Origin of the sequence: Actinocorallia sp. B10E7, from assembly GCF_039871655.1 — a bacterium.
GTDB lineage: Bacteria > Actinomycetota > Actinomycetes > Streptosporangiales > Streptosporangiaceae > Actinocorallia.
Map to the genome: position 1 here is coordinate 207,132 of NZ_JBDPLZ010000010.1, position 25,677 is coordinate 232,808.

Here is a 25,677-nt window from a genome sequence, read left to right on the forward strand (position 1 = left end):
ACGTCGCCGAGGAGCCGGCGTCACTGCCGCAGGCGCTCCGGATCCATGTGCGGGAAGAAGCCCTTGATGGTGCCCTCGCTGAGCAGGGTCAGCGCGCGGCGGCGGTCGTATCCCTTGCCGTGGCGGCTCTCCAGAGCCATGATGAGCGCGGCGCCCATCACCGCGCGGGCCGAGATGTCCGAGGACTCGAACGGGTAGCCGTACCTGTCCTCGACCTCGCGCCACGCCTCGGCCAGGCGGTCCATGGCCACCATGAAGCTCTCCTGGTAGAACCGGCGGGCCACCTGCGGGTCGCCGAAGAGCACCAGGCCCAGCAGCGGGAGGATCTCCTCCAGCGTCGAGATGAGCTGCCGGTAGAGGACCGCGGTGGCCCGCATCCGGCGCTCCGGAGTGAGCGGCTGGTCCAGGTCGACGGCCGAGGTGGCGGCGACGAGGTCGTCCACGGCCTGCTTGAGCGGTTCCACGACCGCCTCGAAGAACAGCTGGTCCTTGCTCTCGAAATGGCGGTAGATCACGCCCTCGCTGATGCCGCTGTGCTCGGCGATCACTTTGATCGTCGTGCCGTTCATGTCACCGGTCTCGGTGAAGGCGCGTCTGGCGGCGGCCAGGATGGAGCTCTTGCGCGCCTCGGCGGTGAGCCGCCTGCGGGGACGCGGCTTGTTCTCCGAGGGCCGCGGTTCGTCCTCGGGGGACCGCGTCGCGGAGGCGGTCTGCTCGGTCATGGGCGTCCCCAGACGACCGGGCTTCCGCAGGAGCTAAGTGAGCACACACTCTCATATTAGTCGGTACGGCCGATGCTCGGACACGACCGGATCACCGTTCGGCGCGTCACGCGCCGAACGGTGATCCGCGGGTCCTCGGCGCCGGGCTCTCAGCCCGCGGGCCGGACACGACCCGTCAGTCGGTGATCTTCGCTCTCGCCTTGCGGACGGTGACCGGCTCGGCGAGCCGCTGCTCGTCGCAGACCCTCTGGAGCTTCTCGAGGGTCTCGTCGAGCCCGGGGCCGAGCCTGGGACCGGGAGTGAAGGTCGCGGGGAGACAGCGCATGCCGTTGATGACGGAGACCGTGTCGTAGTGCACGGTCCCCTCGGGGTCGCACACGTAGTCCGGCATGCGGTCGAGGACCTGGACGATCATGCGCTTGAACACCGTGCGCGCGACGTTCGAGCCGATGCACCGGTGGATGCCCAGGCCGAAGCTGGCGTGCCTGTTGCCCTCGCGCTCCATGTCGATCCTGTCGGGCTCCTCGAAGACCGCGGGGTCGCGGTTGGCCATCGCCCAGGACAGCCAGAGGCGCTCGCCCTCCTTGAACCTCACCCCGGCGATCTCGCAGTCGGCCGAGATCGTGCGCCCGTCCCCGACGGCCGGGGTGTAGAAGCGCAGGAACTCCTCGGTCGCCGAGTCCAGCAGGGCGCCGCGCTCGCGGCTGAGCCGTTCGCGCTCCGCCGGGTTCTCCGAGAGCCACTCGATGGCGTGGGCGGTGAGGGCCGTCGTGGTGTCGAAGCCGCCGCCGATGAGCAGGCCGAGCACGCCGAGCAGTTCGTCGTCGGGCGCCTTCCGGCCGTTGATCTCGGCGTTGATCAGCCCGTCCACCAGGCCCGGCCGGGGATTCTCCTTGATCTCGGCGAGCCGCCTGGCGAGCTCCTGCTGCATCGCCATGTGCAGCTGCCCGACCCGCATGATGTCGGGGGACGTGAGCGGGGTGTAGATGACCGCGTGGGCCGGTTCGCAGTAGACCGTCCAGTCCTTGACGGGGATCCCCATCATGGCCAGGGTGAAGACGGCGGGCACGATGTTGACGAGGTCCTCGACGAAGTCGATGCGGCCCGTCTCGATCCTCTCGTCGAGGCAGGCGCGGACGAGTTCGTCGATCCAGGGGACCCAGCGGCCGATGGCCGCGGGGGACAGGTAGGGGTTGAGCGCCTGGCGGAAGTGGCGCTGCTCGGGCGGGTCCATCTCCAGGAATCCGCCCCGGGTGCTCCGGGCACGCAGGGGAGGGGGGATGGAGATCCCCTTGTAGCCGCGCCGCTCGCCCTTGACGTCGTTGTCGTTGGAGAGGTACTCGGCGGACCGGGCGGCGAGCTCGAAGACCTCGCGGTTTCCGGCGGCGACCCAGTGCCCCCCGTGGGTGTCGGTCCAGGCGATGGGGCACCGGGCGTGCATCTCGTGGGTGATCTCCTCGAACCGCTCCCGGTAGTCGGGGGCGTGCCGGTCGAAGTGGTACCTGACCTTCTCGCGGTCCTCGTCGCCGACGATGTCCTCCTCGCTCACGGTGCTCCCTCCACGGAGATCGCCCGCTCGGGGCATGATCTGACGGCGTTCATCACCTGGGCCTCCTGGCCGGCGGGGACGTCAGGGCCGATCGGCGAGGAGTGCCCGTCGACGTCGTCGAGTTCGAAGACCTCGGGGGCCTTCATCGCGCAGAGCGTGTGCCCCTGGCAGAGCGTTCGGTCGACCTTGACCTTCATGATCGTTCTCCTTCCCTTGCCGTTCAGACGTGGAAGTCGTGCCACTTGAGGTAGCCGCCGGCGTCGACCCGCAGCTGCATGCCGGTCACATAGCGGGCCTCGTCGGAGGCGAGGAAGAGGATGGCGTTGCTGATGTCCACGGGTTCGACGTACGGGACCGGCATCGCCTGCTGCACGTAGAACGCGGGTTCCGCGTCCTCGCGCTTCGGGTCCTCCAGGTCCGGGCGGAAGGAGCGGTACATGGGCTTGCTCTGCAGCATCCGGGTGTTGACGTTGGTCGGGTGCACGACGTTGGCCCGGATGGAACGGGGGGCGAGCTGCCGTCCGAGCTCGTGCATGTAGTCGGACAGGATCCGCTTGGCCCAGGCGTAGCCGCTGCCTCCGGGGTTGGTGCCGGGGTTCTGGACCATGCCCTGGCTCATCAGCGCGGCGGCGGAGGCGACCGCGATGACCGAGGCGCCCTCGGACAGGTACGGAAGGGACGCTTGGATCGCGTTGATCGATCCGAGCAGGTTGACGTTGACGACGTCCGTCCACGCCTGGAGCGGGGGGTCGCCGTGCAGCGGGGCGATGCCGGCCTGAGCGACGACCACGTCGACCTTGCCGAGCTCGGCGATGCCCTGCTCCAGCGCGTCGCGCATCTGCGCCGCCTCGCGGACGTCGGCCTGGACGGCCACGATGCGCCGGCCCCGCTCCTCGACCAGGCGCACTGTCTCCTTGAGGTCGTCCGGGTCGGCCATGGGGTAGCCGACGGTCTCGTAGTCCCGGCAGAGGTCGACCGCTATGACGTCGGCTCCCTCCTCGGCCAGTCGGACGGCGTGGCTGCGGCCTTGACCGCGAGCCGCGCCGGTGATGAAGGCGACTTTTCCCTCAACGCGTCCCATCGGATGGCTCCTTCTGCTTCGGGGGGGTGACTGAGAGCAGTGGGTGGTGCAGAGCTGGTCGGTCGGTCGCCGACTCGATTACAGCGATCGCCGTTATCGAGAAGTTCAGTTACGAATGAGAGAACCGTACTCTCATAAAAGGAGAAAAACCAGTCTTGATGAGTGATCGCTTACTTATTTATGGTGGGCTTCACCCTTACCGGCGAAGGAGATCCCATGCCCTCCCGCGACCTGCCGTATCCGCTGTTCGACGCGGACAACCACCTTTACGAGCCCCAGGAGGCGCTGACCAAGTACCTACCGAAGGAGTACAAGAACGCGATCAAGTACGTGCAGGTCGACGGTCGCACGAAGATCGCCGTCCGCGGCCGGATCAGCGAGTACATCCCCAACCCCACCTTCGAGGTGGTCGCGCGCCCCGGCGCGATGGAGGAGTACTTCCGCGTGGGCAACCCCGACGGAAAGGACCGCCGGGCGATCTTCGGCGAGCCGATGCGCTCCATCCCCGCCTTCCGCGAGCCCGCCCCGCGACTGGAACTGATGGACGAACTGGGCATCCAGCGGACGCTGATGTTCCCGACGCTGGCCAGCCTCATCGAGGAGCGCATGAAGGACGACCCCGAGATGACCCACGCGGTCATCCACGCGCTCAACCAGTGGCTGCTGGAGACCTGGTCCTTCAACTACGAGGACCGCATCTTCACCACCCCCGTCATCACCATGCCCATCGTCGAGAAGGCGATCGAGGAGCTCGACTGGGTCGTGGAGAACGGCGCCCGGGCGATCCTGGTGCGTCCCGCCCCCGTCCCCGGGTACAAGGGCAGCCGCTCGTTCGGCCTGCCGGAGTTCGACCCGTTCTGGCAGCGGGTCGTCGACCACGACATCCTGGTCGCGCTGCACTCCTCCGACAGCGGCTACAGCCGCTACATCAGCGACTGGGAGGGCGTCAGCAACGAGATGCTGCCGTTCAAGCCGAACGCCTTCCGCATGATCTTCGAGTGGCGTCCGATCCAGGACACCGTGGCCGCGCTGGCCATCCATGGCGCCCTGTCCCGGTTCCCCGCCCTGAAGATCGCCGTGATCGAGAACGGCGCCACCTGGGTGGGCCCGCTGCTGGAGCAGCTGGCCGGCATCTACAAGAAGATGCCGCAGGAGTTCACCGAGGACCCGGTGGTCGCGGTCAAGCGCAACATCCACGTCAGCCCCTTCTGGGAGGAGGACATGGCCAGGCTGTCCGACCTCATCGGGGTGGAGCGGGTGCTGTTCGGCTCCGACTACCCCCATCCCGAGGGCCTCGCCGACCCGATCACCTACGTCGACGAGCTCAAGGACCTCAGCCGGGAGCAGCAGGCCCTCATCATGGGCGGCAATCTGGCCCGGCTCATCTCCGCGTGAGGCGAGACCCGATGAAAGCAGGACGCATAGCGCGCGAGGGGAACCAGGATGATCTTCGAGTTCGATGACGACCAGCGGCTGTGGCAGGCGACGGTTCGCGAGGCCGTCGCCAAGGAGTGCCCAACCTCGCTGATCCGAGGGATCGCCGACGAGGGGGCCGATCCCGGACCGCTCTGGGCCGCCTACGTCCGCCATGGCTGGACCGAGCTGACCGGGCGGGCGGAGGCCGTGGAGCTGGCGATCGTGCTGGAGGAGCTGGGCCGGGCCACCGATCCCACCCCCTACCTGGCGACGATGACGCAGTTCGCCCCTTTCTTCCCCGAGGCCGCCGGGCGTGGCGAGTCCGGCACCGCGGTGTTCGAGGGTGTCACCGCCAGGCGTCACGGTAACGGCTGGCTGCTGAACGGCACCGCCCGCCACATCCTGGACGGCGACCGCGCGGACCGGCTGGCCGTCGTCACCGGCGAGGGAGTCTTCTCCGTCCCGGCCGAGCGGACCACGGCCACCCTCACGCCGGTCTTCGACCCGATCCTGCACGTCGCGGAGGTCTCCTTCGCGGACGTCGGTGTCTCCGCGGACGACCTGAGCGCGACGGATCCGGCCGAGGCCCGCCATCTCGCTCTCACCGGTCTGGCCCTGACGACGGTCGGAGCCTGCCAGCGGATCCTCGACCTGACCCTGGAACACGTGCGCACCCGCCACCAGTTCGGGGCGCCGATCGGCTCGTTCCAGGCCGTCAAGCACAAGGCCGCCGACATGCACGTGGCGATCGAACGCGCCCGCGCCCTGGCCTACTACGCGGCGTTGACGATCGCCGCCGACGACCCTCGCCGTGCCCTGGCGGCCTCGATGGCCAAAGCGTCGGCGGGGGAGTGCCAGTCCCTGGTGTTCTGCCACGGCTACCAGTTGTTCGGTGCCATGGGCTACACGTGGGAGAACGACCTTCAGTTCGCGCTCAAGCGCGCCAAGGCCGGTGAGCTGCTGCTCGGCGGCGCCGCCGAGCACCGGTCACTGATCGTGGAGGAATACGATGCAGCTCACCTTTGATCCCGAGGTCGAGGCCTTCCGCGCGGAGTTCGCGGCGTTCCTCGCCGAGCACGCGCCCTCGGAGGCCGAGGCAGTGGAGCGGCCGCGCTCCAGCGCCCACATCCCCGAGTGGGCGCGCCGCTGGCAGCGGCTGCTGTTCGACGAGGGATGGCTGCTGCCGGGCAATCCGCCGGAGTTCGGCGGGCGTAACGCGAGTCTCCTGCAGCAGTACGTGCATCTGGAGGAGTTGGCGCGGCGGCGGATCTATCACAGCTTCAACCCCCAGGGCCTGGGCATCATCGCGGCCTCGTTGTTGTCGTTCGGGACCGAGGAGCAGAAGCACCGCTGGGCGGTCCCCGTTCTGCGTGCGGAGAAGACGGCCGCGCTGGGCATGAGCGAGCCGGGAGCGGGCTCGGACCTGGCCTCGCTGCGCACCCGCGCGGTGCTGGAGGGCGGCAACTTCACGGTGAACGGGCAGAAGGTGTGGACGTCGGGCGCGCATGACGCCGACTTCATCCTCGCCTTCGTGCGCACCGACCCCGACGCGCCCAAGCACAAGGGCATCAGCACGTTGATCATCCCTACGGACACGCCGGGCGTGACCCGCCGCCCGTTCGGCTCGATCGCCGGACGCGAGGACCTGGATTTCAACGAGGTCTTCTTCGAGGACGTCAAGGTCCCCGCCGAGAACCTCGTCGGCGCCCTTAACGACGGCTGGCGGATCGCGACCGGCTCCCTCGGCCATGAGCGCAACATGTTGTGGCTGCACTTCGCCACACGCCTGGAGGAACAGGTCCGGGACTTCCGCCCGACGACCCCGCTCGACCGCGACTGGTACGCCACGCTCGTCATGGACGCCCAGGCCCTGCGGCTGATGGGCTCGGCGGCCCTGGCCCGCGCCGCCCGCGGCGAGGAGGACGTCGCGGCGCTGTCCGTGCTCAAGCTGTTCGGCTCCGAAGCGACGCAGAAGGCGGCGGAGCGGATGCTGGACGCCCACGGGGCCGAAGGCCTGTACCCCGCGGCCACGGGGCCCTACGCCCATCTGAATCTGGACGTGTTCATCACCGGCTGGTTCGAACGCTATGCGCGGAGCTTCGGCGGCACCATCGCCGGCGGCACCTCCGAGATCCAGCGCACGGTCATCGCCGAGCGGGTGCTCGGCCTGCCCCGAGGCTGAGGAGCCCATCATGTACATCTGTTACGAGGTCGCCGACAGGATCGCGACGATCACCCTCAACCGCCCCGAGGCGGCCAACGCCCAGAACATGCAGCTCCTCGACGAGCTCGACGCCGCGTGGACGAGGGCGGCGCAGGACGAGGACGTGGCGGTGATCGTGCTGCGGGCGGAGGGCAGGCACTTCTCGGCCGGCCACGATCTGAAGGGCAGCGGCCCGGCTCCGGAGAAGATCACCCTGGAGTGGATCTACAACGCGGAGACCCGCCGCTACCTGGACTACTCCCTGCGCTGGCGCAACGTTCCCAAGCCGTCGATCGCCGCCGTCCAGGGGCGTTGCATCGCGGGAGGTCTGCTGTTGTGCTGGCCGTGTGACCTGATCGTGGCTTCTGAGGACGCCTTGTTCTCCGACCCGGTGGTCACGATGGGCATCGGCGGGGTGGAGTACCACGGCCACACCTGGGAGCTGGGTCCTCGCAAGGCCAAGGAGATCCTGTTCACCGGTCGTCCTTTGACGGCGGAGGAGGCCGAGAGGGTCGGCATGGTCAACCGGGTGGTGGCGCGGGAGGAGCTGGACGCCGCGACGCGTGAGCTGGCGGCGCAGATCGCCGAGATGCCGGCGTTCGGGTTGCGTCAGGCCAAGCGGGCGGTGAATCAGACCCAGGACGTGCAGGGTTTCTACGCCGCGATCCAGTCGGTGTTCGACATCCACCAGACCGGTCACGGCAACGCCCTGAGCGTCGGCGGCTATCCGATCCTGGTCAAACTCGACGAGATGAAGGCCAAACTCAAATAGGCGACCGGTCCGATGAGTGCTCGCGAATCTCAGAGGAGAGCCTCATGCCCGACCTGCGTCCCTACGCGGCCCTCCTCGCCAAGGGGGAGCACCGCAAACAGCTCATCCTCGCCGTCGCTCAGCGGCTGCTGACGAGGAACGGATGGCGTACCACGACGCTGGGGCAGATCGCGGGGGAGGCGGGGATCAGCCCCGCGGGCCTGCTGCATCACTTCAGGTCCAAGGAACATCTGCTCCAAGCGGTGCTCGAGGCCCGCAACGTCTACGACGCGGCGCACAAGGACGACTCGCGGGACCTCCTGGAGCAGCTCGAGCACGTCGCCGAGCGGATCGCCCGGGCTCCGGAGATGGTCGGGACGTTCGCCGTCCTCAGAATGGAGAACCTCGACCCCGACGCCCCGCTGCACGACTGGATGCTCGCCAGGCACCGGGCCGCGGTCGAGGCGGTCGCGGAGGGGATCCGCCGGGGCCAGCGCGCGGGCAGGTACCGGCCCGACCTGGACGCGGCGGTCAAGGCCGAGGAGATCGTCGCCTTCCTCAACGGGATGGAGGCCTCGTGGCTGATCGCGCCCTCGACCCCGGTGAAGGCGGTGTTCGGGGAGTACATCGCATCGCTAGCCCGGCAGTTCGACCGTCCGCCGGACCCGTGATGAGACACCGGCCGGCGGCGGGGCCGACGCGGCACGGCGTCGGCGCGTTCGATGTGGCCGGAAGAGGCCGGTAGCCGAATCACGACCGGCTCCGCCCTCGCCTGGCACGGCGTGGCCGTCATCGTGCGCGGACGGTCGTTCGTGCGCGGGGCGGGGAGCAGCATCACGCCGTTTCCCGTGCTGTGCGCGCCGTACGTACCCGTGTGGGTGACCTTGACCACAATGTTCGGGCCATGCTAGGCATGTGCACAGCAATGCTAGGTAGGTGCTCAGCAGTGCGAGGCGCAGGAGGTCCCGCGTGCTCGCGGCGGCACACGGCGGCAGACCGCGCACACGGTCAGAGGAGGCCTGAGTGAGCGACTCCGGTTCGGTCCACTGCTTCGGCGGCGAAGCATCGGCACCCCATCCCCGCCCCCGCTCCGACGGCCGGGCCGACGCCTTCGGGCGCGGCATGAGGACGGCCGGCGGATGAGCGCCGCGGAGACGGCTCCGGCGCGCTACGCCGGCACCAGGGTGCCCCGGGTGGAGGACCCGCGGCTGCTGACCGGCCACGGAACCTATGTGGACGACGTGGTGCGGCCCGGGATGCTCCACGCGCACTTCGTGCGCAGCCCGCTGGCCCGCGCCCGGATCGAGGGCATCGACGTCACCGAGGCGCTCGCCGTCGAGGGGGTCCACGCGGTCTTCACCGCCGAGGACCTCAACCCGGGCGTGCGCGAGCAGTGGTACACCCTGGTCGGCCGCGACGTCCCGGACACGCCGCGGCCGCCGCTGGCCGAGGGCGAGGTGCGCTTCGTCGGGGACCCGGTGGCGCTGGTGGTCGCCGCCGACCGCTACATCGCCGAGGACGCCGCGGAGCTGGTCGTCGTCGACTACGAGCCGCTGCCTCCGGTCGTCGACTACGCCACGGCGCGGGAGGCCGCCGAGCTGGTGCACGCCGAATACCCCCGCAACGTCGCCGGCGAGATGGCGGGGCTTCCCGTCGAGGAGCTCGCGCCGGTCTTCGACGAGGCCGCGTTCACGGTGCGCGAGACGATCCACCAGCAGGCCTACGCGGCCGTGCCCATCGAGACGCGGGGCCTGGTGGCGGAGTGGTCGGCGTCCACCGGCGAGATGACGATCTGGGCCGCGACCCAGTCGCCGCACGAGGTGCGCCTGTTCTGCGCCCGGCTGCTCGGGCTCGACGAACACCGGGTGCGCGTCGTGATGCGCGACACCGGCGGAGGCTTCGGCCAGAAGGTGATGCCGCAGCGCGAGGACATGTGCGTCATGCTGGCCTCGCGAAAGGTCCGCGGCCCGCTGAAGTGGATCGAGGACCGGCGGGAGAACCTGCTGTCGGCCGGGCAGGCTCGCCACGAGCACGCCGACGCCCGGATGGCCTTCGACGCCGACGGCTCGATCCTGGCCGCCGCGATCGACTACGTGCAGGACGTGGGCGCCTACCCGATCCCGTGGCCGGTGCAGACCCTCCCCGTCGTCGGGCTGCTGTTCCCCGGCCCCTACCGGGTCCCGCAGGGGACGTTCGCCACGACGGCGGTGTTCTCCAACACCGTGGGGCGCACCGCCTACCGCGGGCCGTGGCAGTTCGAGTCGGTGGCACGCGAGGTGCTCCTGGACATCGCTGCCCGCGATATGGGGATGGACCCGGTCGAGCTGCGCCGCCGGAACCTGCTGCGGCGCGACGAGCTCCCGCTGGTGAACCCCTGCGGCATGCCCTACAGCGACATCACCCCCCTGGAGACGTTCGAGCAGGCCCTCGAGATGCTCGACTACGGGGCGTTCCGCCGGGAGCAGGAGCGGGCCCGCGCCGAGGGCCGCTTCCTGGGCGTCGGCACGTGCACCTACGTCGAGCCGACCACGGGCGTGATGCCGCTGTACGCCACCGAGGGGGCGACGATCCGGATCGAGCCCTCGGGCAAGGTCAACGTGTACGTCGCGGGCGGCTCGAGCGGCAACAGCATCGAGACCACCGTCGTCCAGCTCACCGCCGACGCCCTCGGCGTGAACATCGAGGACGTCAACACCATCCAGGGCGACACGGCGATCACGCCGTTCGGCGGCGGCACCGGCGGCAGCCGGTCGGGGTCGATGACCGCGGGGGCCATCGCGGAGACCGCGTCGGTCCTGCGGGAGCGCATCACGGCGATCGCCGCGCACCGCCTGGGCGTGTCCGCCGAGGACGTCGAGCTGGCGGACGGGCAGGCCCGCGTCCCGGACAAGCCCGAGGCCGTCCTCTCCCTGGCGGAAGTCGCCGCGACCGCCTACTTCCAGCCCGAGAACCTGCCGCCCGGCGTGCAGCCGGGCCTGGAGGCCAGCGGCCGGTACCGGGCGCGGGCTCCGATGATCTGGGCCAACGCGACGCACCTGTGCACCTGCGAGGTGGACGTGACCACGGGCGAGGTGAAGCTGCTGCGCCACATCGTCAGCGAGGACTGCGGCCCCATGATCAATCCCAGTGTGGTGGAGGGCCAGATCGCGGGCGGCACCGTGCAGGGGATCGGCGGCGTGCTGTACGAGCACCTCGCCTACGACGAGGAGGGCAACCCCATCGCCACGACCTTCATGGACTACCTCCTGCCCACCTCCACCGAGGTGCCGGTCATCGAGTACGGCCACGTCGAGACCCCGGGGCCGGGCCCCGGCGGCTACAAGGGCGTCGGCGAGGGCGGCGCGATCGGGGCGCCTCCCGCGGTCGTGAACGCGGTCGCCGACGCGCTCGCGCCATTCGGCGCGAAGATCACCCGCTTGCCGGTGACGCCGGAGTCGATCGTCACACTGGTACGCCGGGCCCGGACGCGGGGGACGGTGACCGGATGAAGCCCGCGCCTTTCACCTACCACGCGCCGGAGGACGCCGTCGAGGCGGTCGGCCTGCTCGCGGCACTGGGCGAGGAGGCCAAGGTCATCGCCGGAGGGCAGAGCCTGGTCCCCATGCTCGCCCTGCGGCTGGCGGTCTTCGACCATCTCGTCGACCTGCGCCGCCTGACCGAGCTGCGCGGCGTCGAGCGGCGCGGCACGGGACTGTGGATCGGCGCCGCCACCACCCAGGCCGAGGTGCAGCGGTCCGCGGAGGTCGTTCGGAACGTCCCGCTGCTGGCCCGCGCCACCCCGCTGATCGGGCATTTCCAGATCCGCAACCGCGGCACCGTCGGCGGATCGATCGCCCACGCCGACGCCGCAGCGGAGTACCCGGCGGTGGCCCTGGCGCTCGACGCGGAACTGGAGACGGTGTCGCCGCGAGGCTGGCGGACCCTCCCCGCGGCGGGTTTCTTCACCGGCATGTGGAGCACCGCTCTGGCACCCGACGAGTTGCTGACCGGGATCACCTTCCCCGTCCGGAGACCCCGCAGCGGTTTCGCCGTGGAGGAGTTCGCCCGCAGGTCCGGCGACTTCGCCATCGCGGGCGCCGCCGTCTCCGTCGAACTCGACGCCGGGGGGCGGATCCACCGGTGCGCCATCGGCCTGTTCGGCCTCGGCCCGACGCCGCTGCGCGCCTCGTCCGCCGAAAAGGCGCTGGCCGGCCGGGGCGCCGACGAGCTCCCGCCCGGCGAGGTCGGGCGCATCGCCCTGTCGGAACCGGAGTCGGTGCCCTCGGACCTGCACGCCTCTGCCGACTACCGCAGACACGTCGGCGCCGTCATGGTGGCGCGCGCCTGGCAGCGAGCCGTCAAGGAGGCGAACGATGCCTGACGTCGAAGTCCGGATGCGGGTCAACGGCATGGCGCGGCGCGCGACCGTGCCGCCCCGGCTGACCCTCGCCGACTACCTGCGCGAGCACTGCGGGCTCACCGGCACCCACCTGGGATGCGAGCACGGCGTCTGCGGCTCGTGCACGGTCCTCCTGGACGGAGAGGCCGTCCGCTCCTGCCTGATGTTCGCCGTGCAGGCGGATGGGGCGGAGATCACCACCGTCGAGGGGATCGCCTCGCCGGACGGCGGTCTCTCCCCGGTCCAGTCCGCCTTCCGCGACCACCACGGGCTGCAGTGCGGTTTCTGCACCCCGGGGCTGATCGTCTCGGTCACCGCGTTCCTGCGCGACCACCCCGACCCCACCGACGAACAGATCCGCGACGGCCTGTCCGGGAACCTGTGCCGCTGCACCGGTTATCAGGGGATTCTCAAGGCCGTCCGGGCGGCGGCCGACGGCGCCGCCGCGGAGGAGACCGGATGAAGCTCCAGAACACCCTCAGCATCCCCGTGCCCGTCCAGGAGGCGTGGAAGGTCCTGCTCGACATCGAGCGGATCGCCCCCTGCGTGCCCGGAGCGACCCTGACCTCGCACGACGGCGACCGGTTCGGCGGCAAGGTCAAGGTCAAGCTCGGGCCGATCGGGCTGACCTACAGCGGCACCGTCACCTTCCTCTCCCTCGACGAGGCGGCCAGGACCGTGGTCATGGAGGCGGGCGGCCGGGAGACGCGCGGCGGCGGAACCGCCAAGGCGACCATCACCTGCACGCTCACCGACCACGGGGACACCACCGGCGTCCTCGTGGACACCGACCTGGCCATCACCGGCAGACCCGCGCAGTTCGGCCGCAGCACGCTGGCCGACGTCGCAGCCGGCCTCATCGACCAGTTCGCCACCAACCTCGCCGCCGGCCTCGCCGGGCCCCCGGCGGACGGCGGCGGGGCCGCGATCGGCCACACGGCCGTCCCCGCCGTCCAACCGCCGGAACAGGAGACCCCGGACGAAAACCCCCCGCCCCCCGCCGAGCCGATCGACCTCCTTCGGTCGGCCGGAGGGGGCCTCCTCGAACGGGTCGGCCCCATCGCCGCCGCGGCGGCCCTGCTCACCCTCCTCCTCATCATCCTGAACCGCCGAAGGAACACGCAGGGCCGCAAGAACGCCTGAGACCGGCAGCCCCCGGCTCCGCAGAACCACGAATTCACCCGCGCCGCACACCCGCCGGCGCCGGCCATCGAGTCAAGAGAAGAGTCAGTGATGCCCGGAAGAGTAGAAGGCAAGGTGGCTTTCATCACCGGTGCGGCACGCGGCCAAGGACGCAGCCACGCCGTACGACTGGCGGAGGAGGGCGCGGACATCATCGCGGTCGACATCTGCAAGCAGATCGACACCGTGCCCATCCCCATGTCCACCCCGGAGGACCTGGACGAGACGGTCGAGCAGGTGAAGGCGCTGGGCCGGCGCATCATCGCGACCCAGGCGGACGTGCGCGACTACGACGCGCTGAAGGCGGCCGTCGACGACGGGGTGAGCCGGCTCGGCCGACTGGACATCGTCGTGGCCAACGCCGGCCTCGCGGCCTCCGGCGACCCGGTCCAGGACCTGGACGCCAAGCCGTGGCAGGACTCGGTCGACGTCAACCTGACCGGCGTCTGGCACACCGCCAAAGCTTCGGTCCCGCACATCATCGAGGGCGGCCGCGGCGGCTCGATCGTGCTGACCAGCTCCGTCGGGGGACTGAAGGCCCACCCGTTCATCGCCAACTACGTCGCCACCAAGCACGGCGTGGTCGGGCTGATGCGCACCATGGCGGTGGAGCTCGCGCAGCACAACATCAGGGTCAACTCCGTCCACCCCACCCAGGTGAACACGCCGATGCTGATGAACGAGATGACGTACCGCATGTTCCGGCCCGACCTGGAGAACCCCACCCAGGAGGACATGGCGCCGATCTCACAGATGATGAACATGCTGCCGGTCCCGTGGGTGGAGTCGGTGGACGTCAGCAACGCGGTGCTCTTCCTGACGTCGGACGAGGGCCGCTACATCACCGGCGTGACGCTTCCGATCGACGCGGGGTCCCTGCTCAAGTGACCGGGCGGGCGCCTCACCGGCCCCCGCCCGAGTGAACGTTCTGATCATCTCTGGAGGAACACAGATGGCAGCCGACGACGAGGTCTACTGGGACCCCTACGACGCCGAGTTCACGACCGATCCGTACCCGATCTACCGTCGGCTCCGGGAAGAGGCGCCGCTCTACTACAACGAGAAGTACGACTTCTACGCGGTCAGCCGTTTCGCCGACGTCGAGCGCGGCCTGCCGGACTGGAAGACGTTCCGCTCGTCCAAGGGCAACATCCTCGAGCTGATCAAGTCGGACTTCGAGATCCCGCCGGGAACCCTCATCTTCGAGGACCCGCCCACCCACGACATCCACCGCCGCCTGCTCGCCCGCGTGTTCACCCCCCGGCGGATCGGCATGCTGGAGCCGCAGGTGCGGCGCTTCTGCACCAACGCCCTCGACGCCGTCCTCGGCGAGAAGCGCTTCGACCTCATGGCCGCCGTCGGCGCCGAGATGCCGATGCGCGTGATCGGCATGCTCCTCGGCATCCCCGAGTCCGACCAGCCGGCGATCCGCGACACGACGGACGAGGTCCTGCGCACCGAGGACGGCGGGCAGATGGACTTCCGGGGAGGCGCGGTCCTCAGCAACGAGGCCTTCGGCGAGTACATCGACTGGCGCAGGAGGCACCCGTCGAACGACCTCATGACCGAGCTGCTGAACGCCGAGTTCGAGGACGAGAACGGCCGGACGCGCACCCTCACCCGCGACGAGGTCCTGACCTACGTCACGGTCGTCGCGGGCGCCGGGAACGAGACGACGGGACGGCTCATCGGCTGGATCGGATCCCTGCTCGCCCAGCATCCCGACCAGCGCCGCGAGCTCGTGGACGACCCGTCCCTGATCCCCAACGCCATCGAGGAGATCCTGCGCATGGAGCCGGCCGGCCACTCCATCGGCAGGTACGTCACCCAGGACGTGGAGTTCCACGGCGAGACCGTCCCGGCGGGCAGCGCCCTGCTCTTCAACGTGGCTTCCGCCAACCGGGACGAGCGGCGCTACCCCGACGGCGACGGCTTCGACATCCGCCGCCACATCAGCCAGCAACTGGCCTTCGGCCTGGGCGGCCACTACTGCCTGGGCGCGGCGCTGGCCCGGCTGGAGGGCAGGATCGCGATGGAGGAGATCCTGAGGCGCTTCCCGCGCTGGGAGGTGGACTGGGACGGAGCGAAGTTGGCGCAGACGTCGACGGTCCGCGGCTGGGAGACCCTCCCGCTCATCATCGGCTGAGCCCGGAGACCGACCAGGAGCAGGCGCATGCGTGAGATCGCCTCGAGGCTCGAGGCCTGGAGCCGTGCGGGTGTGCGGTACGCGCTGGCCACCGTCATCGGGGCGGTCGGCAGCGCTCCCCGACGCCCCGGCGCGGCCATGGCCGTCTCCGAGGACGGGGAGGCCGTGGGCAGCGTGTCCGGCGGATGCGTCGAAGGCGCCGTCTACGAGCTGTGCCGTGAGGTCCTGCGGACCGGCTCGGCGGTGCGGGAGAGCTTCGGCTACTCCGACGACACCGCTTTCGCGGTCGGCCTGACCTGCGGGGGCACCATCGAGGTGTTCGTCCAGCCCGCGCCGCCGGCGCAGGTGGTCGAAGCGGTCTCCGCCTCTTCCCCGGTGGCCGTGGCGCATGTCCTGGACGGCTCAGGCGCGACCTTCGTCATCCTGCCGGACGGGCACCACGGGAGCAGCGGGACGGCGGCCGTGGACACCGCCGTGGTGGCGGAGGCGAGAGCCATGCTGGACGGCGGCGCGACCGGGATCCGTTCGGTCCGCCGCCGTCCGGGCCTGGAGGTCTTCATCGCCTCCTACGCCACCAGGCCCCGGCTGCTGGTCTTCGGCGCGATCGACTACGCGGGGCCGGTGGTCCGCCTCGGCCGTTTCCTCGGCTACCGCGTGACGGTCTGCGACGCCCGTCCGGTGTTCGCCACCCCCGCGCGGTTCCCCGACGCCGACGAGGTCGTCGTCGACTGGCCGCACCGCTACCTGGCCTCCACCGAGATCGACTCCCGCACGGCCGTCGTGATCCTCACCCATGACGCCAAGTTCGACCTGCCGCTGCTGGAGGTCGCGCTGCGGCTGCCCGTCGGCTACGTCGGCGCGATGGGCTCACGCCGCACGCACGCCGAGAGACTGGAGCGGCTGCGCGAGGCCGGCCTCACCGACGCGGAGCTGGCACGGCTCCATTCGCCGATCGGGCTCGATCTGGGAGCCCGCACCCCCGAGGAGACCGCGGTGGCGATCATCGCGGAGATCGTGGCAGGGCGCCGCGGGGGCGGAGCCCTGCCGCTCGGCCGGACCAGCGGCCCCATCCACCACGACTACGCGGCGGACGGCCGCGGAGCGTGAGGTCCGGCCCTCGCGTCCTTCTCCTCCGCGCTCAGGGGGTCGGCTGCCCGGTGGGCTCCGCGGCGTCGGCGTCCCCGGTCTTCTCGACGGTGCCGTCGGGCTTGGTGAGGGTCTCGTCGTCGGCGGGGAGCGTCACCATGGAGTCGACGCGCCAGGAGCCCTTCTCCCGGACCAGCTCCAGCATCAGCTTGGTGCCCAGGACGCGGCGGGTGCCGAGGGTGCTCTTCACCTCGCTGTCCAGGACGACGAGGGTCTTGGCGCGCTCGCCGTCGAAGTCGTCGACGTAGCTCTCGCGCACGGTGGCGGTGGCGTCCGCCCGGTACTTGGCGATGACCTCGGCCAGCCCGTCGAAGGCCGTCTCATAGGTACGGCCGAAGTCGGCGGACGTCAGGTCGTGGATGCGCGCCCGCGCGGCGGGCAGCTCGGTGTGCCGGTAGGCCAGCAGAGCCCGCGCGAACTCCGCGGACCGGGTGCGCACCTGCTGTTCGGTGCGGTCCCGGTCGGCCAGCCGGCCGGCCTCCCGCCACTGGATGCCGGCCGTCGCCACGGCGGTGAGGAAGACCAGCGCCAGCGCGGCCATGACCAGCCTCCGCGACACTCCGGCGGACGGCCACCGCCTCCGCTCCGTCTCCTTCGCGGTGTCCTCGGCCACGGTGTCCTCGGGGATCTTCTCGGTTGAGAGCTCTTCGCTGGTCCTGGTGGTCACGGTCTCCTCCTCGGGTCGGACAGGGAACGCATCCGGCGTACGGTGTGGACGGCGGTGCCGAGCAGGACCAGAGCGGCGGCCGCGATCGGCAGCCGCGGCAGCCACCGGTCCGTCGGCCCCTTCGCCCGGGGTCCGGCGGCGGGCCGGGGGGCGACGGTCCGGAAGACCTGTTCGGGGTCGGTTCCCGCGGGGCGCGCCGCCTCGTCGGGCTCCCGGGCCGGGCGGTCGGCGTCATTGACGGAGCGGTCCCGGACGGGGGCGTCGCGGCAGTGGTAGAGCGGCGGCTTTTCGGGAGCGGCCAGGGGCTCGGGGTACTCCTGCGAGTTCGGTATCGGACCCGCGAGGGTGATGACGGCGGTGGCCCGGACGTAGGAGCCGCCTTCGGGACCAGGCACCAGGACGTCGTCGACCATCGCGGGGAACCCGTAACGGAGCTGCTTCAGGGCGTGCTGAAGGGCCTTGGAGTTCTCCGGGGTGAACACGGGCGTTCCGGGAGTGCCCGCCGCGGTGAGCACGCACCGCATGCCGGGCCGTGACTCCTCGAGCAGCGCGTTCACCTGTTCCGTGAGGTTCGGCGCGTTGTCGAGCACGCTGTCGATCTCGTTGTCGGAATCGCTCAGCGCGGCGGTGAAGGCCGCGAGGTCGTTCATCCCGGAGGCGAGCCGCGGTCCCTTGTCGGCGAGGGTGCCCGCCAGGGTGGTCAGCTGGACCGCGAGGGCGTCGAGCACACCCGCCTCGTCGGCGACGGTCCGGGTGAGGTGGTCGAGGTCGGCGAGGGTGTCGTGCACCTGCCGGCCTCGGCCGTCGAGCCCGGTCGCCAGTTCGTGCGTCAGGGTCTTCAGATCCTCGGGGTCGACCGCGCGCAACATCCGCCCGGCGTTCTCGAACAGCCGCTGGTACTCCACCGTGTCGTCAGTGCGTGAGAGCGGGATGACGTCACCGTCCTCGAGCGGCGGCGCGGTGGCGCCCGAGTCTGGAGGCTCCAGCTCCACATAGGGCTCTCCGACCGCGGACTTGCGCAGGACCCGGGCGGTCACGGTGCCCGGCGGGCTCAGGTCCGGGTCCACGAGCAGGGTGACCTCGACCCGGCCGGGACGCAGCCGGACCTTCTCGACGCTCCCGATCGGCACGCCCAGGTAGTCGACCTCCAGGCCGGAGCGCAGGCCGGGGGAAGAGGCGAACCGGGCCTCGATCCGGATGAACTCCTCGCCGAACCGGATCGGCAGCAGGGTCAGCGCCGCCCAGACGAACATGACGGTGGCGACGGCGGCGAAGACGGACAGGTTCAGCAGGATGCGTGGTCTCATCGCGTTCCCCTCACCTCGGTGCCAGCAGCCGTTCGAGCTGCGAGCCGAGGTCGCGCCGACGGGAGGATTTCTGCTCGGGCAGGAATCCGCCCAGCCAGGCCACGGCGAGGATCTGCCCCTCGTGGGAGATGCGCGGAGCCAGCATGAGCTTGTCGAGCAGGTCCCGCATGACGGTCTTCAGCTGGTCCTTGCCGCGGATCATCGCGCGGAGGACGGCGTCGAGCCTCAGCAGCATGGTCCGCAGCCGGGCGCCGTGCCGCTCCTTGATCACGGTGTTCGCCGTCCGGGCGAGCTCGGTCAGGCCGGTCAGCGTCTTCTTCAGCTCGGCCCGGTCCTTGCGGACCCGTTCGGTCATCTCCGACAGGGATCCGGGCAGCCGGTCCAGGGCGGGGGCCCCGTCGGCCAGGGACCGGCTCAGCCGGCCCATCCCGTCGATCACCTCGCGCAGGTCGCGCCCGGCCGCGGCGTAACCGTCGGAGATCTCCGCGGCCCGCTGGATGATCTGCCGCAGGCGCGGCCCGGCGCCGCCGAGGCCGGTGGAGAGCTCGGAGACGATCTCCTCCAGGTTCTCCCCGCCGAGCGCGGCCAGCACCGGCCCGACCCGCTCGGTGATCCGCTCCAGATCGGGCTGGACGGCCGTCTGCGTGATCCGGTCGCCGTCGGCCAGGGCGGGCGCGGTGCGCGGCACGGAGCCGGCGGGCGGGGTCAGCTGGATGTAGTTCTCGCCGAGCAGGCTGGTCTTGGCGATGGTCGCGCTCGTCCCGACCGGGATCCGCGTGCCGTCCACCAGCGAGAAGGCCACCCGGCTGCGGTAGCCCCGGAGCCGGACGTCGGTGACCGAGCCGACCCGCACGTCGTACATCTGGACGCTGTGTCCGGGCACCAGGTTCTGCACGTCGTCGAAGACCGCGTACAGGGTGAGGTCGCCCGTGGGGGCGCCGAGGGTCTGCAGGGAACACCCCGTCGTGAACGAGGCCACCGAGGCGAGGGCGAGCAGCACCGCCTGGACGCGCCTCATGGCCGCCCCTTCCGTTCGATCGTGGTGGGGCAGTTGCCGACCGGCTCGTCGAGGCAGGGCACCCGGCCCCAGCCCATGGCGTCGAAGATCGGCTGGAGCCAGATCCGCAGGGTCGCATTGAGCTGGGCCCGGATGACCAGGAGGTGGTTCTTCCTGTCCCAGGCGTTCAGGATCGCGTCGGTGGTGTCGGCCAAGCCGGTCATGGCCTGAGCCATGGACGCGCTGTCGGCCTTCAGCGTCATGAGTACGGACGAGGCCTGCGCGAGGGTGGGGGGCAGCGTCTCGCGGTAGGCGACGACGATCACCTGTCCCTTGCGGACCAGGGCCTCGAGGCCGACGAGCAGGTTCTTCAACCTGGTCCGCTCGTCCGCCAACTGCCTGCTGGTGGCGCTGAACGCGTCGATGAGCGCCCTCAGCTTGGTGTCGCGCCGGTTCAGCGAGGTGACCAGATCGCGCAGCCCGGTCGCCGCGGACACGATCTGCTCGTCCTGCGCGGCCAGGCTCTCGGCCAGGTCCGCGGTGTCGCCCAACGCGTCGTTCATGCCCTCGCCCCGGCCGTCCAGGAGTTCGGCCCCGGTGCGCACGAGCCCGCGCAGCCTGTCGGGGTCGAGGGACTCGGCCAGGGTGGTGAAGGAGTCGAGCGCCTCGTCGATCTCGACCGGCGGGTCGGTGCGCTCGACCGGGACCACCGCGCCGGGCGCGGCCCGTCCCGTCCCAGGCTTCCAGGCCGGGTACAGGATGACGCTCCGCTCGCCGATCGTGCTGTCCGCGGCGATCGTGGCGCGCGCGTCGGCGGGGACGGGCACGTGCTCGTCGATGAGCAGGTCCACCCGGACCTTGTTCCCCTCGATCCGGACGTCCTCGATCACACCGGCCTCGGCTCCCATGATCTTCACCAGGGATTTCTCGTAAAGCGACGGGGCCTTGGCGAAGTACACGGTCATCCGGTAGCCGTCGGGCGCGCCGAGGACGGAGCAGCCTCCGGCGGTCAGGGCGAGTCCGGTGGCGAGCAGCGCGGCGGTGACGATCCGCGGAGGTCTCATCGCTTCCTCCCGGTGAGCTTGGCCAGGTCCTCGGGCGCCATCGGTCCGAGCTGGGTGATGGCCGTGTCGAGGAAAGGACCGTAGGAGTTGCCGGAGGCGAAGCCGGCCATGGACGGGCCGAGCCAGGTCAGCAGGGTGTTCATGTCGTCGAGCCGCGGCTGGAGGGCCGCGACGGTGCCGCCCATGTCCTCCATCAGGTCGATCAGGCCCTGCTGCTGCACGTCGATCAGCCGGGAGAGCCGGGTGACCGCGCCGCTGCCGCTGCCCAGCAGTACCGAGAGCTCGGCCTGCCGGTCGCGGAGCTGGTCCAGCAGCGCCTGGATGCCGCGGGCGAGCCGGGCGAGCTGGGCGTCCTTGGCCCGGACCGTGGACAGGAGGCGGTCACTGCTGGAGATGAGCTCGCGCAGTTGCGGGTCCGCCTTCTGGAGGGCGTCGGCCAGCCGGGCCAGGTCGTGCAGCGCGCTGGTGAGGCGTTCGCGGGTCTTCGGCGAGATCCCGCCGAGCCGGTCGATGACGTCGCCGATCAGTTCGGTGTCCAACTGCTCGAACGTGCGGGTCCCGGTGGCGACCAGGTCGCCCGCCGTGACGGGCAGGCGGGTGCGCTCCTGGGGGATCCGGCGCCGCCCGTCCGGCAGGTCCGCCAGGTAGGGGCGGGAGACGGGGCCGCTGAGCCGCAGGTAGCGGCCGCCCAGGATGTTGGAGGTGCTGATCTCCGCCCGGGTCTGGCGGCCGAGGTTCACCTCCCGGTCGACCTTCCAGGTGACGAGGACGGTGCCGTGGGCGAAGTCGGGTTCGACCGCGGTCACCTCGCCGACCTTGATCCCGGCGACCCTGACCTCGTTGCCCGAGTGCAGGCCGCCCGTCCCGGCGAACACGCCGGTCATGGTGTAGCGGTTCTCGAGCAGGCCCGTGCTGCCGGTGAGGAACACCGTGACGAGCGCCAGCGTGAGGGCCAGCAGAGAGGCGATGCCGACCGTCGCCTGGTCGCGGTCGCGGAAGGATTTGAGTGCCATCAGTCGCCTCCCACGACGGTCTTCCGAAGGGATGAGGCCGGGTCGGACCGTCGGGGAACCTCGGTGAGCCGTATGTCGTAGGGGCACGGGCCGGGCGCCAGGGTCAGGCAGGGGGCGGCCCCGACGAGGAACTGTCCTTCGTTGACGACGTCGAACAGGTGCTGGAACTTCGGCCAGGAGGCGGACATCACCTTCTGCAGAGGCCCGAGGTTGCGGCGGGTGCCGTCCATCACGTAGGTCAGGTTCTCGAGCATCGTGTTCAGCTCGTCGGCGTTGTCGCCGGCGACCTTGTCGGTGGTGCGCAGGGTCTCGGCCAGCTCGTTGATCGCGGTGTCGACGAGGACGCGGTTCTCGCCGAAGGCCTCGGTCAGGGCGGCCAGGTCGTCGGCGGCCTTGGCGATCTGCTGGTCGCGCCGGGCCAGGACGCGGGTAACGGTGGAGAAGTCGGCCAGCATGTCGTGCAGCGTCTGCTTGCGTCCGGCGATGGTGGACGAGAGCCGGTCGACGTTGGCCAGCAGCCGTGACGCGTCGTCCTCGGTGCCGTCCATGGCGGTGTAGATCGCGAGGAGGATGGCGTTGAGCCGATCCGGGTCCAGCCCGCGGGCCAGCGGTTCGAGCCGGTTGATCAGGTCGCTGACGTCGACGACCGATCGGGTGCGGGCCACCCGGTCGCCGTCGCGCAGCATGGCCGGGTCGGTGCCGGGCACCAGGTACACGACCCGCTGGCCGATGGCGTCGCGCCATCGGACCGCGGCCTCGCTGTCCCGGGGCACCCGGTGCACGGACTCGACCTTCAATTCGACCTCGGCCTTGCCGTCCCGGACCCGGATCCGGCCGACCTGGCCGACCGGAGTTCCGGCGATCTTCACCTTGTCGCCCTCGATGAGCCCGCTGGCGTCGGAGAACACCGCGGTGAGCCGGTAGGTGTCGCCGAACCCGAGCCGCGCGATCTGGACGGTGATGAAGAACGTGAGCGTTCCGGTGAGGAGGAGGAACGCGATCGTCTGGATCACCGAGGAGCCTCGCTGCCGGGTCCGGGTGTTCGGGAAACGCCCTGCGGTCATGTCAGCCGCCTCCTGGGGTCTGGGGGCAGACGCCGAGTATCAGCTCGCACGGGTCGGTCGGCAGGAGGACCTGGGCCCCGATCATGTGCCTGCCTTGCGGGCCCGGGGTCCAGCCCAGGGCCTTGTAGACGGGCAGCAGCTCGATGACCTCGCGGACTCCGGGGCCGGCGATGTAGAGCTGCTGGTCCATGAAGGTCGCCGCCCTTTCCACGGACCGGAACATCTGCCGCAGGTCGTTCTCGTGCGTGCCGAGGCCGTGGGCGAGCAGGGAGGTCATTTCCCAGACGCCCTGGGCGGTGCGCAGCCCGCGGTCCTGCCCTGAAAGGAGGGTGGTGAGCAGGGCGTCGGACGAGGCGGTGAGGGTCTTCAGGTCGTCGCCCACGCCGCGCAGCTCGGCGAGCCGGGCGAGGTCGTCCAGGAAGGTCCGGGCCCGTTGGCGATGGCGGTGCGCCAGCTTCACCAGGGTGCCGGTGCCTTCGAGTATCCCGGCGAGGTCGGGGCCCGCGCCGCTCAGCCCCTGGCCGAGGGCGTCCATGATCACCACCATGTCCTCGGGGTCGACGGCGGACACGACGGCGTCGGCGCCGTCGAGCAGCGAGACGAGGTCGAGGCTGTCGGAGGTGCGGGTGACGCGGGCGCCGTCGCGCAGGAACGGCCCGGCGGCCTCGTGCCCGCCGGGGACCAGGTCGATGAACTTGGGGCCGAACACCGACTCCGGCTCCAGCGCCGCCGTCGCGGTGTCCGGGACCCGGACGCCTTCGTCGAGGCGCAGCGTCAGGCGGGCGCCGCCGTCCGGGGCCATCTCGATCCGCTCGACCCGGCCGACCGTGACGCCGCGCAGTTTGACCGGGGAGGACTTGGTGAGCCCCTGCCCCGCGGCGCCGAAGTCGGCGGTCAGCCGGATCCCCTCGGCGGCGAACGGTTTGGCGATCATGAGGTGACCGGCCACGGCGAGCGCCAGCGCGGTGCCCAGCACGAGCGCGATGCGCCGGGCGGGGGAGAGGCTCTGGTTCATCCGGCGAGCCTCACTGTTCCGCCCTGGCCCCAGAACACGTAGGACAGCAGCAGGTTGAGCGTCACGATCGTGATGATCGACAGGCGGATCGCCTGTCCGGCGGCGCGTCCCACTCCGACGGGTCCTCCGCTGGCGTAGTAGCCGTAGTAGCAGTGGATGGTGATGACCGCGAAGGCGAAGATCCCGACCTTGACCGCGCTGTAGAACAGGTCCTGGGGCGGCAGGTACAGGTAGAGGTAGTAGTCGTAGACGCCCGGCGCCAGGGTGAAGAAGGACGTGGAGATGAATCGGGTGGCGAAGAAGCTGGCGAACAGCGCGATGAGGTAGAGCGGCACCAGGGCGATGAGCGCGGCGACGACCCGGGTGCAGACGAGGTAGACGAACGAGTTGATGCCCATCACTTCGAGGGCGTCGATCTCCTCGCTGATGCGCATGGCGCCGAGCTCGGCGGTGAAGGAGGAACCGCACTGGGCCGCCAGCGCGATCGCGGCGATGATCGGGGTGGTCTCGCGGACGTTCATGAACGCCCCGATCAGCCCCATGAACGACTCGGCGCCGATGACCTGCAGGCCGGTGTAGGCCTGAAGGCCGACCTCGGTTCCCAGGAACAGCGACATGATGAAGATCACGAAGATCATGCCGCCGCCGACGACGGTGGCGCCGACGCCGATGACGATGTCGCTGACCTGGAGGGCGACGGTCTTGGCGTACTTAAGCCGGAAGACGATGTCGCGGATCGAGTGGAAGAGGACTCTGAAGACGAACAGCGGCCATTCGGCCAGGTCGGCTGTACGGTTCGCGGCCGTCGCCGAGACCCGGATGAGCCGGACCGCCGCGGTGCGTGGCATGTCGACGAGCAGCATCAGACCTCCGGCGGGAACGCGAGGAAGTAGATGGTGGTGAGGATGTAGTTGAAGGCGAAGACGAGCATGAACGCGACGACCGTCGCCTGGTTCACCGCGCGGCCCACCCCGGCCGGGCTCAGTTCGCAGTTCATGCCCTTGTGGCAGGCGACCAGCGCGGAGATCATGCCGAACAGCCAGGCCTTGAACAGGGTGACCACCAGGTCCGACACGCGCAGCAGGCCGAGCGCTCCGTCGAAGTAGGCGCCGGGGGTCACCCCCTGCAGCAGGACGTTGAAGACGAATCCGCCGACGGCCCCGGACATGATGACCAGGGACGCCAGCATGGTGGACACCATGCTGGCGGCCCACATGCGCGGGGTGACGAGCCGGTGGACGGGGTTGATGCCCATGACCTCCATGGCGGCCAGTTCGTCGCGGATGTTGCGGGCGCCCATGTCGGAGGTCATCGCCGATCCGCCGGCTCCGGCGATGACGAGCGCCGCGGCCATCGGTGCGATCTCGCGGACCAGGCCGACGATGACCGCGCCGCCGGTGGCGGACTGGGCGCCCAACTGCCCGGCCAGGTCGCCGACCTGGAGGGCGACCGTGGCGCCCAGCGGCAGCGCCACCAGGATCACCGGCAGGGTGGTGACGCGGGCGAGGAAGGCGAACTGGTCGATGAACTCCCAGAACCACGCCCGCACCTCCCAGGTGCGGCGCAGTCCCTCCAGGCCGGTGGAGAACAGCTCGCCGAGGGACACCAGACCGCGGTGCGCGCGGCGCAGGGGCAGACGGTCGGCGAGGGGACGGGAAAGGGTCTGTGCAGAGGGGGCCATATTCGGCTCCTTCTCCAAAGGGGGGGGTGGGAAGGGACCCGCATTCCTCCAGGACCCGGTATGCGCGTACCATTACTGGGCATGTGCTCAGCATTACTGTGCACATGCTTAGCATGGCTGGAATCCTGTGGTCAAGGTCACAGGGGGAGTCGCACTACGATGTCGGACGGCGCCGGACGGCGCGGCCGGGGAGTCCTTGGAGGTCATGGCATGGCATCGCCGCGACGGATCGGCGCGCTGGACGCGAAGAACCGTATGGTCCTGCTCGACGCGGCGGAGCGGCTTCTGCTGGAGG

General features: G+C 70.4%; 25 protein-coding genes. 12 read left to right on the forward strand and 13 right to left on the reverse strand.

Annotation, left to right across the window (positions count from 1 at the left end; translation table 11 throughout):
* Positions 1 to 20: 20 nt before the first annotated feature.
* The 4 genes from ABGB12_RS28835 to ABGB12_RS28850 form a co-directional block, all read right to left on the reverse strand.
* On the reverse strand, positions 21 to 722 hold the full coding sequence (locus tag ABGB12_RS28835; protein WP_347682624.1) for a helix-turn-helix domain-containing protein: 702 nt from the start codon (positions 720 to 722) through the stop codon (positions 21 to 23).
* A gap of 175 nt (positions 723 to 897) precedes the next feature.
* Complete coding sequence (locus ABGB12_RS28840; protein WP_347682625.1) at positions 898 to 2,271, reverse strand: cytochrome P450; 1,374 nt, start codon at positions 2,269 to 2,271, stop codon at positions 898 to 900.
* Positions 2,268 to 2,468, reverse strand: a complete 201-nt coding sequence (locus ABGB12_RS28845; RefSeq protein ID WP_347682626.1) for a ferredoxin — start codon at positions 2,466 to 2,468, stop codon at positions 2,268 to 2,270. The genes ABGB12_RS28840 and ABGB12_RS28845 overlap by 4 nt, the downstream gene beginning before the upstream one ends.
* Before the next feature lie 23 nt (positions 2,469 to 2,491).
* On the reverse strand, positions 2,492 to 3,352 hold the full coding sequence (locus ABGB12_RS28850) for a mycofactocin-coupled SDR family oxidoreductase (RefSeq protein WP_347682627.1): 861 nt from the start codon (positions 3,350 to 3,352) through the stop codon (positions 2,492 to 2,494).
* A gap of 216 nt (positions 3,353 to 3,568) precedes the next feature.
* Here ABGB12_RS28850 and ABGB12_RS28855 point away from each other — a divergent pair, with 216 nt between their 5' ends.
* The 12 genes from ABGB12_RS28855 (at position 3,569) to ABGB12_RS28910 (ending at position 16,535) form a co-directional block, all read left to right on the forward strand.
* On the forward strand, positions 3,569 to 4,747 hold the full coding sequence (locus tag ABGB12_RS28855) for an amidohydrolase family protein (RefSeq protein ID WP_347682628.1): 1,179 nt from the start codon (positions 3,569 to 3,571) through the stop codon (positions 4,745 to 4,747).
* 48 nt (positions 4,748 to 4,795) lie between these two features.
* Complete coding sequence (locus ABGB12_RS28860; protein WP_347682629.1) at positions 4,796 to 5,794, forward strand: acyl-CoA dehydrogenase family protein; 999 nt, start codon at positions 4,796 to 4,798, stop codon at positions 5,792 to 5,794.
* On the forward strand, positions 5,778 to 6,950 hold the full coding sequence (locus ABGB12_RS28865; protein ID WP_347682630.1) for an acyl-CoA dehydrogenase family protein: 1,173 nt from the start codon (positions 5,778 to 5,780) through the stop codon (positions 6,948 to 6,950). Before ABGB12_RS28860 ends, ABGB12_RS28865 begins: the two co-directional genes overlap by 17 nt.
* 10 nt (positions 6,951 to 6,960) lie before the next feature.
* On the forward strand, positions 6,961 to 7,743 hold the full coding sequence (locus ABGB12_RS28870) for an enoyl-CoA hydratase (RefSeq protein WP_347682631.1): 783 nt from the start codon (positions 6,961 to 6,963) through the stop codon (positions 7,741 to 7,743).
* 44 nt (positions 7,744 to 7,787) lie between these two features.
* Positions 7,788 to 8,393, forward strand: coding sequence for a helix-turn-helix domain-containing protein (locus ABGB12_RS28875; RefSeq protein WP_347682632.1), 606 nt, complete (start codon positions 7,788 to 7,790; stop codon positions 8,391 to 8,393).
* A 468-nt stretch (positions 8,394 to 8,861) separates the two neighbouring features.
* Positions 8,862 to 11,210 carry a xanthine dehydrogenase family protein molybdopterin-binding subunit gene (locus tag ABGB12_RS28880; RefSeq protein WP_347682633.1) on the forward strand — a complete coding sequence of 783 codons (2,349 nt, stop codon included), beginning with the start codon at positions 8,862 to 8,864 and terminating at the stop codon, positions 11,208 to 11,210.
* Positions 11,207 to 12,082 (forward strand): xanthine dehydrogenase family protein subunit M, encoded by an 876-nt coding sequence (locus ABGB12_RS28885; RefSeq protein WP_347682634.1) that lies wholly within the window; start codon positions 11,207 to 11,209, stop codon positions 12,080 to 12,082. The genes ABGB12_RS28880 and ABGB12_RS28885 overlap by 4 nt, the downstream gene beginning before the upstream one ends.
* Positions 12,075 to 12,563: a (2Fe-2S)-binding protein gene (locus ABGB12_RS28890; protein ID WP_347682635.1), complete on the forward strand. Its 489-nt coding sequence runs from the start codon at positions 12,075 to 12,077 to the stop codon at positions 12,561 to 12,563. The genes ABGB12_RS28885 and ABGB12_RS28890 overlap by 8 nt, the downstream gene beginning before the upstream one ends.
* Positions 12,560 to 13,243 carry an SRPBCC family protein gene (locus ABGB12_RS28895; RefSeq protein WP_347682636.1) on the forward strand — a complete coding sequence of 228 codons (684 nt, stop codon included), beginning with the start codon at positions 12,560 to 12,562 and terminating at the stop codon, positions 13,241 to 13,243. Before ABGB12_RS28890 ends, ABGB12_RS28895 begins: the two co-directional genes overlap by 4 nt.
* A 90-nt stretch (positions 13,244 to 13,333) precedes the next feature.
* Positions 13,334 to 14,170 carry a mycofactocin-coupled SDR family oxidoreductase gene (locus tag ABGB12_RS28900; protein WP_347682637.1) on the forward strand — a complete coding sequence of 279 codons (837 nt, stop codon included), beginning with the start codon at positions 13,334 to 13,336 and terminating at the stop codon, positions 14,168 to 14,170.
* 64 nt (positions 14,171 to 14,234) lie between these two features.
* A complete protein-coding gene (locus tag ABGB12_RS28905; protein ID WP_347682638.1) occupies positions 14,235 to 15,428 on the forward strand; it encodes a cytochrome P450 in 1,194 nt (397 codons plus the stop codon).
* 27 nt (positions 15,429 to 15,455) lie between these two features.
* On the forward strand, positions 15,456 to 16,535 hold the full coding sequence (locus ABGB12_RS28910; protein WP_347682639.1) for an XdhC/CoxI family protein: 1,080 nt from the start codon (positions 15,456 to 15,458) through the stop codon (positions 16,533 to 16,535).
* A 31-nt stretch (positions 16,536 to 16,566) separates the two neighbouring features.
* Here ABGB12_RS28910 and ABGB12_RS28915 read toward each other — a convergent pair whose 3' ends face one another.
* The 9 genes from ABGB12_RS28915 to ABGB12_RS28955 are packed head-to-tail and all read right to left on the reverse strand — an operon-like array spanning position 16,567 to position 25,382.
* Positions 16,567 to 17,241, reverse strand: coding sequence for a hypothetical protein (locus ABGB12_RS28915; protein ID WP_347682640.1), 675 nt, complete (start codon positions 17,239 to 17,241; stop codon positions 16,567 to 16,569).
* On the reverse strand, positions 17,238 to 18,548 hold the full coding sequence (locus ABGB12_RS28920) for an MCE family protein (protein WP_347682641.1): 1,311 nt from the start codon (positions 18,546 to 18,548) through the stop codon (positions 17,238 to 17,240). The genes ABGB12_RS28915 and ABGB12_RS28920 overlap by 4 nt, the downstream gene beginning before the upstream one ends.
* A 10-nt stretch (positions 18,549 to 18,558) precedes the next feature.
* Complete coding sequence (locus ABGB12_RS28925; RefSeq protein WP_347682642.1) at positions 18,559 to 19,566, reverse strand: MCE family protein; 1,008 nt, start codon at positions 19,564 to 19,566, stop codon at positions 18,559 to 18,561.
* A complete protein-coding gene (locus ABGB12_RS28930) occupies positions 19,563 to 20,609 on the reverse strand; it encodes an MCE family protein (RefSeq protein WP_347682643.1) in 1,047 nt (348 codons plus the stop codon). The genes ABGB12_RS28925 and ABGB12_RS28930 overlap by 4 nt, the downstream gene beginning before the upstream one ends.
* A complete protein-coding gene (locus ABGB12_RS28935; RefSeq protein ID WP_347682644.1) occupies positions 20,606 to 21,622 on the reverse strand; it encodes an MlaD family protein in 1,017 nt (338 codons plus the stop codon). Before ABGB12_RS28935 ends, ABGB12_RS28930 begins: the two co-directional genes overlap by 4 nt.
* On the reverse strand, positions 21,622 to 22,686 hold the full coding sequence (locus tag ABGB12_RS28940; RefSeq protein WP_347682645.1) for an MCE family protein: 1,065 nt from the start codon (positions 22,684 to 22,686) through the stop codon (positions 21,622 to 21,624). The genes ABGB12_RS28935 and ABGB12_RS28940 overlap by 1 nt, the downstream gene beginning before the upstream one ends.
* 1 nt (position 22,687) lies before the next feature.
* Positions 22,688 to 23,701 (reverse strand): MlaD family protein, encoded by a 1,014-nt coding sequence (locus ABGB12_RS28945; protein ID WP_347682646.1) that lies wholly within the window; start codon positions 23,699 to 23,701, stop codon positions 22,688 to 22,690.
* A complete protein-coding gene (locus tag ABGB12_RS28950) occupies positions 23,698 to 24,564 on the reverse strand; it encodes an ABC transporter permease (RefSeq protein ID WP_347682647.1) in 867 nt (288 codons plus the stop codon). Before ABGB12_RS28950 ends, ABGB12_RS28945 begins: the two co-directional genes overlap by 4 nt.
* A complete protein-coding gene (locus ABGB12_RS28955) occupies positions 24,564 to 25,382 on the reverse strand; it encodes an ABC transporter permease (RefSeq protein ID WP_347682648.1) in 819 nt (272 codons plus the stop codon). The genes ABGB12_RS28950 and ABGB12_RS28955 overlap by 1 nt, the downstream gene beginning before the upstream one ends.
* Positions 25,383 to 25,677 lie beyond the last annotated feature (295 nt).

Bases quoted from the DNA above. Each gene is read 5' to 3' on its own strand.
- ABGB12_RS28890 (WP_347682635.1), top strand. From the start codon at position 12,075: ATGCCTGACGTCGAAGTCCGGATGCGGGTCAACGGCATGGCGCGGCGC.
- ABGB12_RS28880 (WP_347682633.1), top strand. From the start codon at position 8,862: ATGAGCGCCGCGGAGACGGCTCCGGCGCGCTACGCCGGCACCAGGGTG.
- ABGB12_RS28875 (WP_347682632.1), top strand. From the start codon at position 7,788: ATGCCCGACCTGCGTCCCTACGCGGCCCTCCTCGCCAAGGGGGAGCAC.
- ABGB12_RS28930 (WP_347682643.1), bottom strand. From the start codon at position 20,609: ATGAGACCTCCGCGGATCGTCACCGCCGCGCTGCTCGCCACCGGACTC.
- ABGB12_RS28895 (WP_347682636.1), top strand. From the start codon at position 12,560: ATGAAGCTCCAGAACACCCTCAGCATCCCCGTGCCCGTCCAGGAGGCG.
- ABGB12_RS28860 (WP_347682629.1), top strand. From the start codon at position 4,796: ATGATCTTCGAGTTCGATGACGACCAGCGGCTGTGGCAGGCGACGGTT.
- ABGB12_RS28885 (WP_347682634.1), top strand. From the start codon at position 11,207: ATGAAGCCCGCGCCTTTCACCTACCACGCGCCGGAGGACGCCGTCGAG.
- ABGB12_RS28905 (WP_347682638.1), top strand. From the start codon at position 14,235: ATGGCAGCCGACGACGAGGTCTACTGGGACCCCTACGACGCCGAGTTC.
- ABGB12_RS28835 (WP_347682624.1), bottom strand. From the start codon at position 722: ATGACCGAGCAGACCGCCTCCGCGACGCGGTCCCCCGAGGACGAACCG.
- ABGB12_RS28925 (WP_347682642.1), bottom strand. From the start codon at position 19,566: ATGAGGCGCGTCCAGGCGGTGCTGCTCGCCCTCGCCTCGGTGGCCTCG.
- ABGB12_RS28910 (WP_347682639.1), top strand. From the start codon at position 15,456: ATGCGTGAGATCGCCTCGAGGCTCGAGGCCTGGAGCCGTGCGGGTGTG.
- ABGB12_RS28920 (WP_347682641.1), bottom strand. From the start codon at position 18,548: ATGAGACCACGCATCCTGCTGAACCTGTCCGTCTTCGCCGCCGTCGCC.
- ABGB12_RS28845 (WP_347682626.1), bottom strand. From the start codon at position 2,468: ATGAAGGTCAAGGTCGACCGAACGCTCTGCCAGGGGCACACGCTCTGC.
- ABGB12_RS28950 (WP_347682647.1), bottom strand. From the start codon at position 24,564: ATGCTGCTCGTCGACATGCCACGCACCGCGGCGGTCCGGCTCATCCGG.
- ABGB12_RS28940 (WP_347682645.1), bottom strand. From the start codon at position 22,686: ATGACCGCAGGGCGTTTCCCGAACACCCGGACCCGGCAGCGAGGCTCC.
- ABGB12_RS28855 (WP_347682628.1), top strand. From the start codon at position 3,569: ATGCCCTCCCGCGACCTGCCGTATCCGCTGTTCGACGCGGACAACCAC.
- ABGB12_RS28850 (WP_347682627.1), bottom strand. From the start codon at position 3,352: ATGGGACGCGTTGAGGGAAAAGTCGCCTTCATCACCGGCGCGGCTCGC.
- ABGB12_RS28945 (WP_347682646.1), bottom strand. From the start codon at position 23,701: ATGAACCAGAGCCTCTCCCCCGCCCGGCGCATCGCGCTCGTGCTGGGC.
- ABGB12_RS28870 (WP_347682631.1), top strand. From the start codon at position 6,961: ATGTACATCTGTTACGAGGTCGCCGACAGGATCGCGACGATCACCCTC.
- ABGB12_RS28865 (WP_347682630.1), top strand. From the start codon at position 5,778: ATGCAGCTCACCTTTGATCCCGAGGTCGAGGCCTTCCGCGCGGAGTTC.
- ABGB12_RS28900 (WP_347682637.1), top strand. From the start codon at position 13,334: ATGCCCGGAAGAGTAGAAGGCAAGGTGGCTTTCATCACCGGTGCGGCA.
- ABGB12_RS28955 (WP_347682648.1), bottom strand. From the start codon at position 25,382: ATGGCCCCCTCTGCACAGACCCTTTCCCGTCCCCTCGCCGACCGTCTG.
- ABGB12_RS28935 (WP_347682644.1), bottom strand. From the start codon at position 21,622: ATGGCACTCAAATCCTTCCGCGACCGCGACCAGGCGACGGTCGGCATC.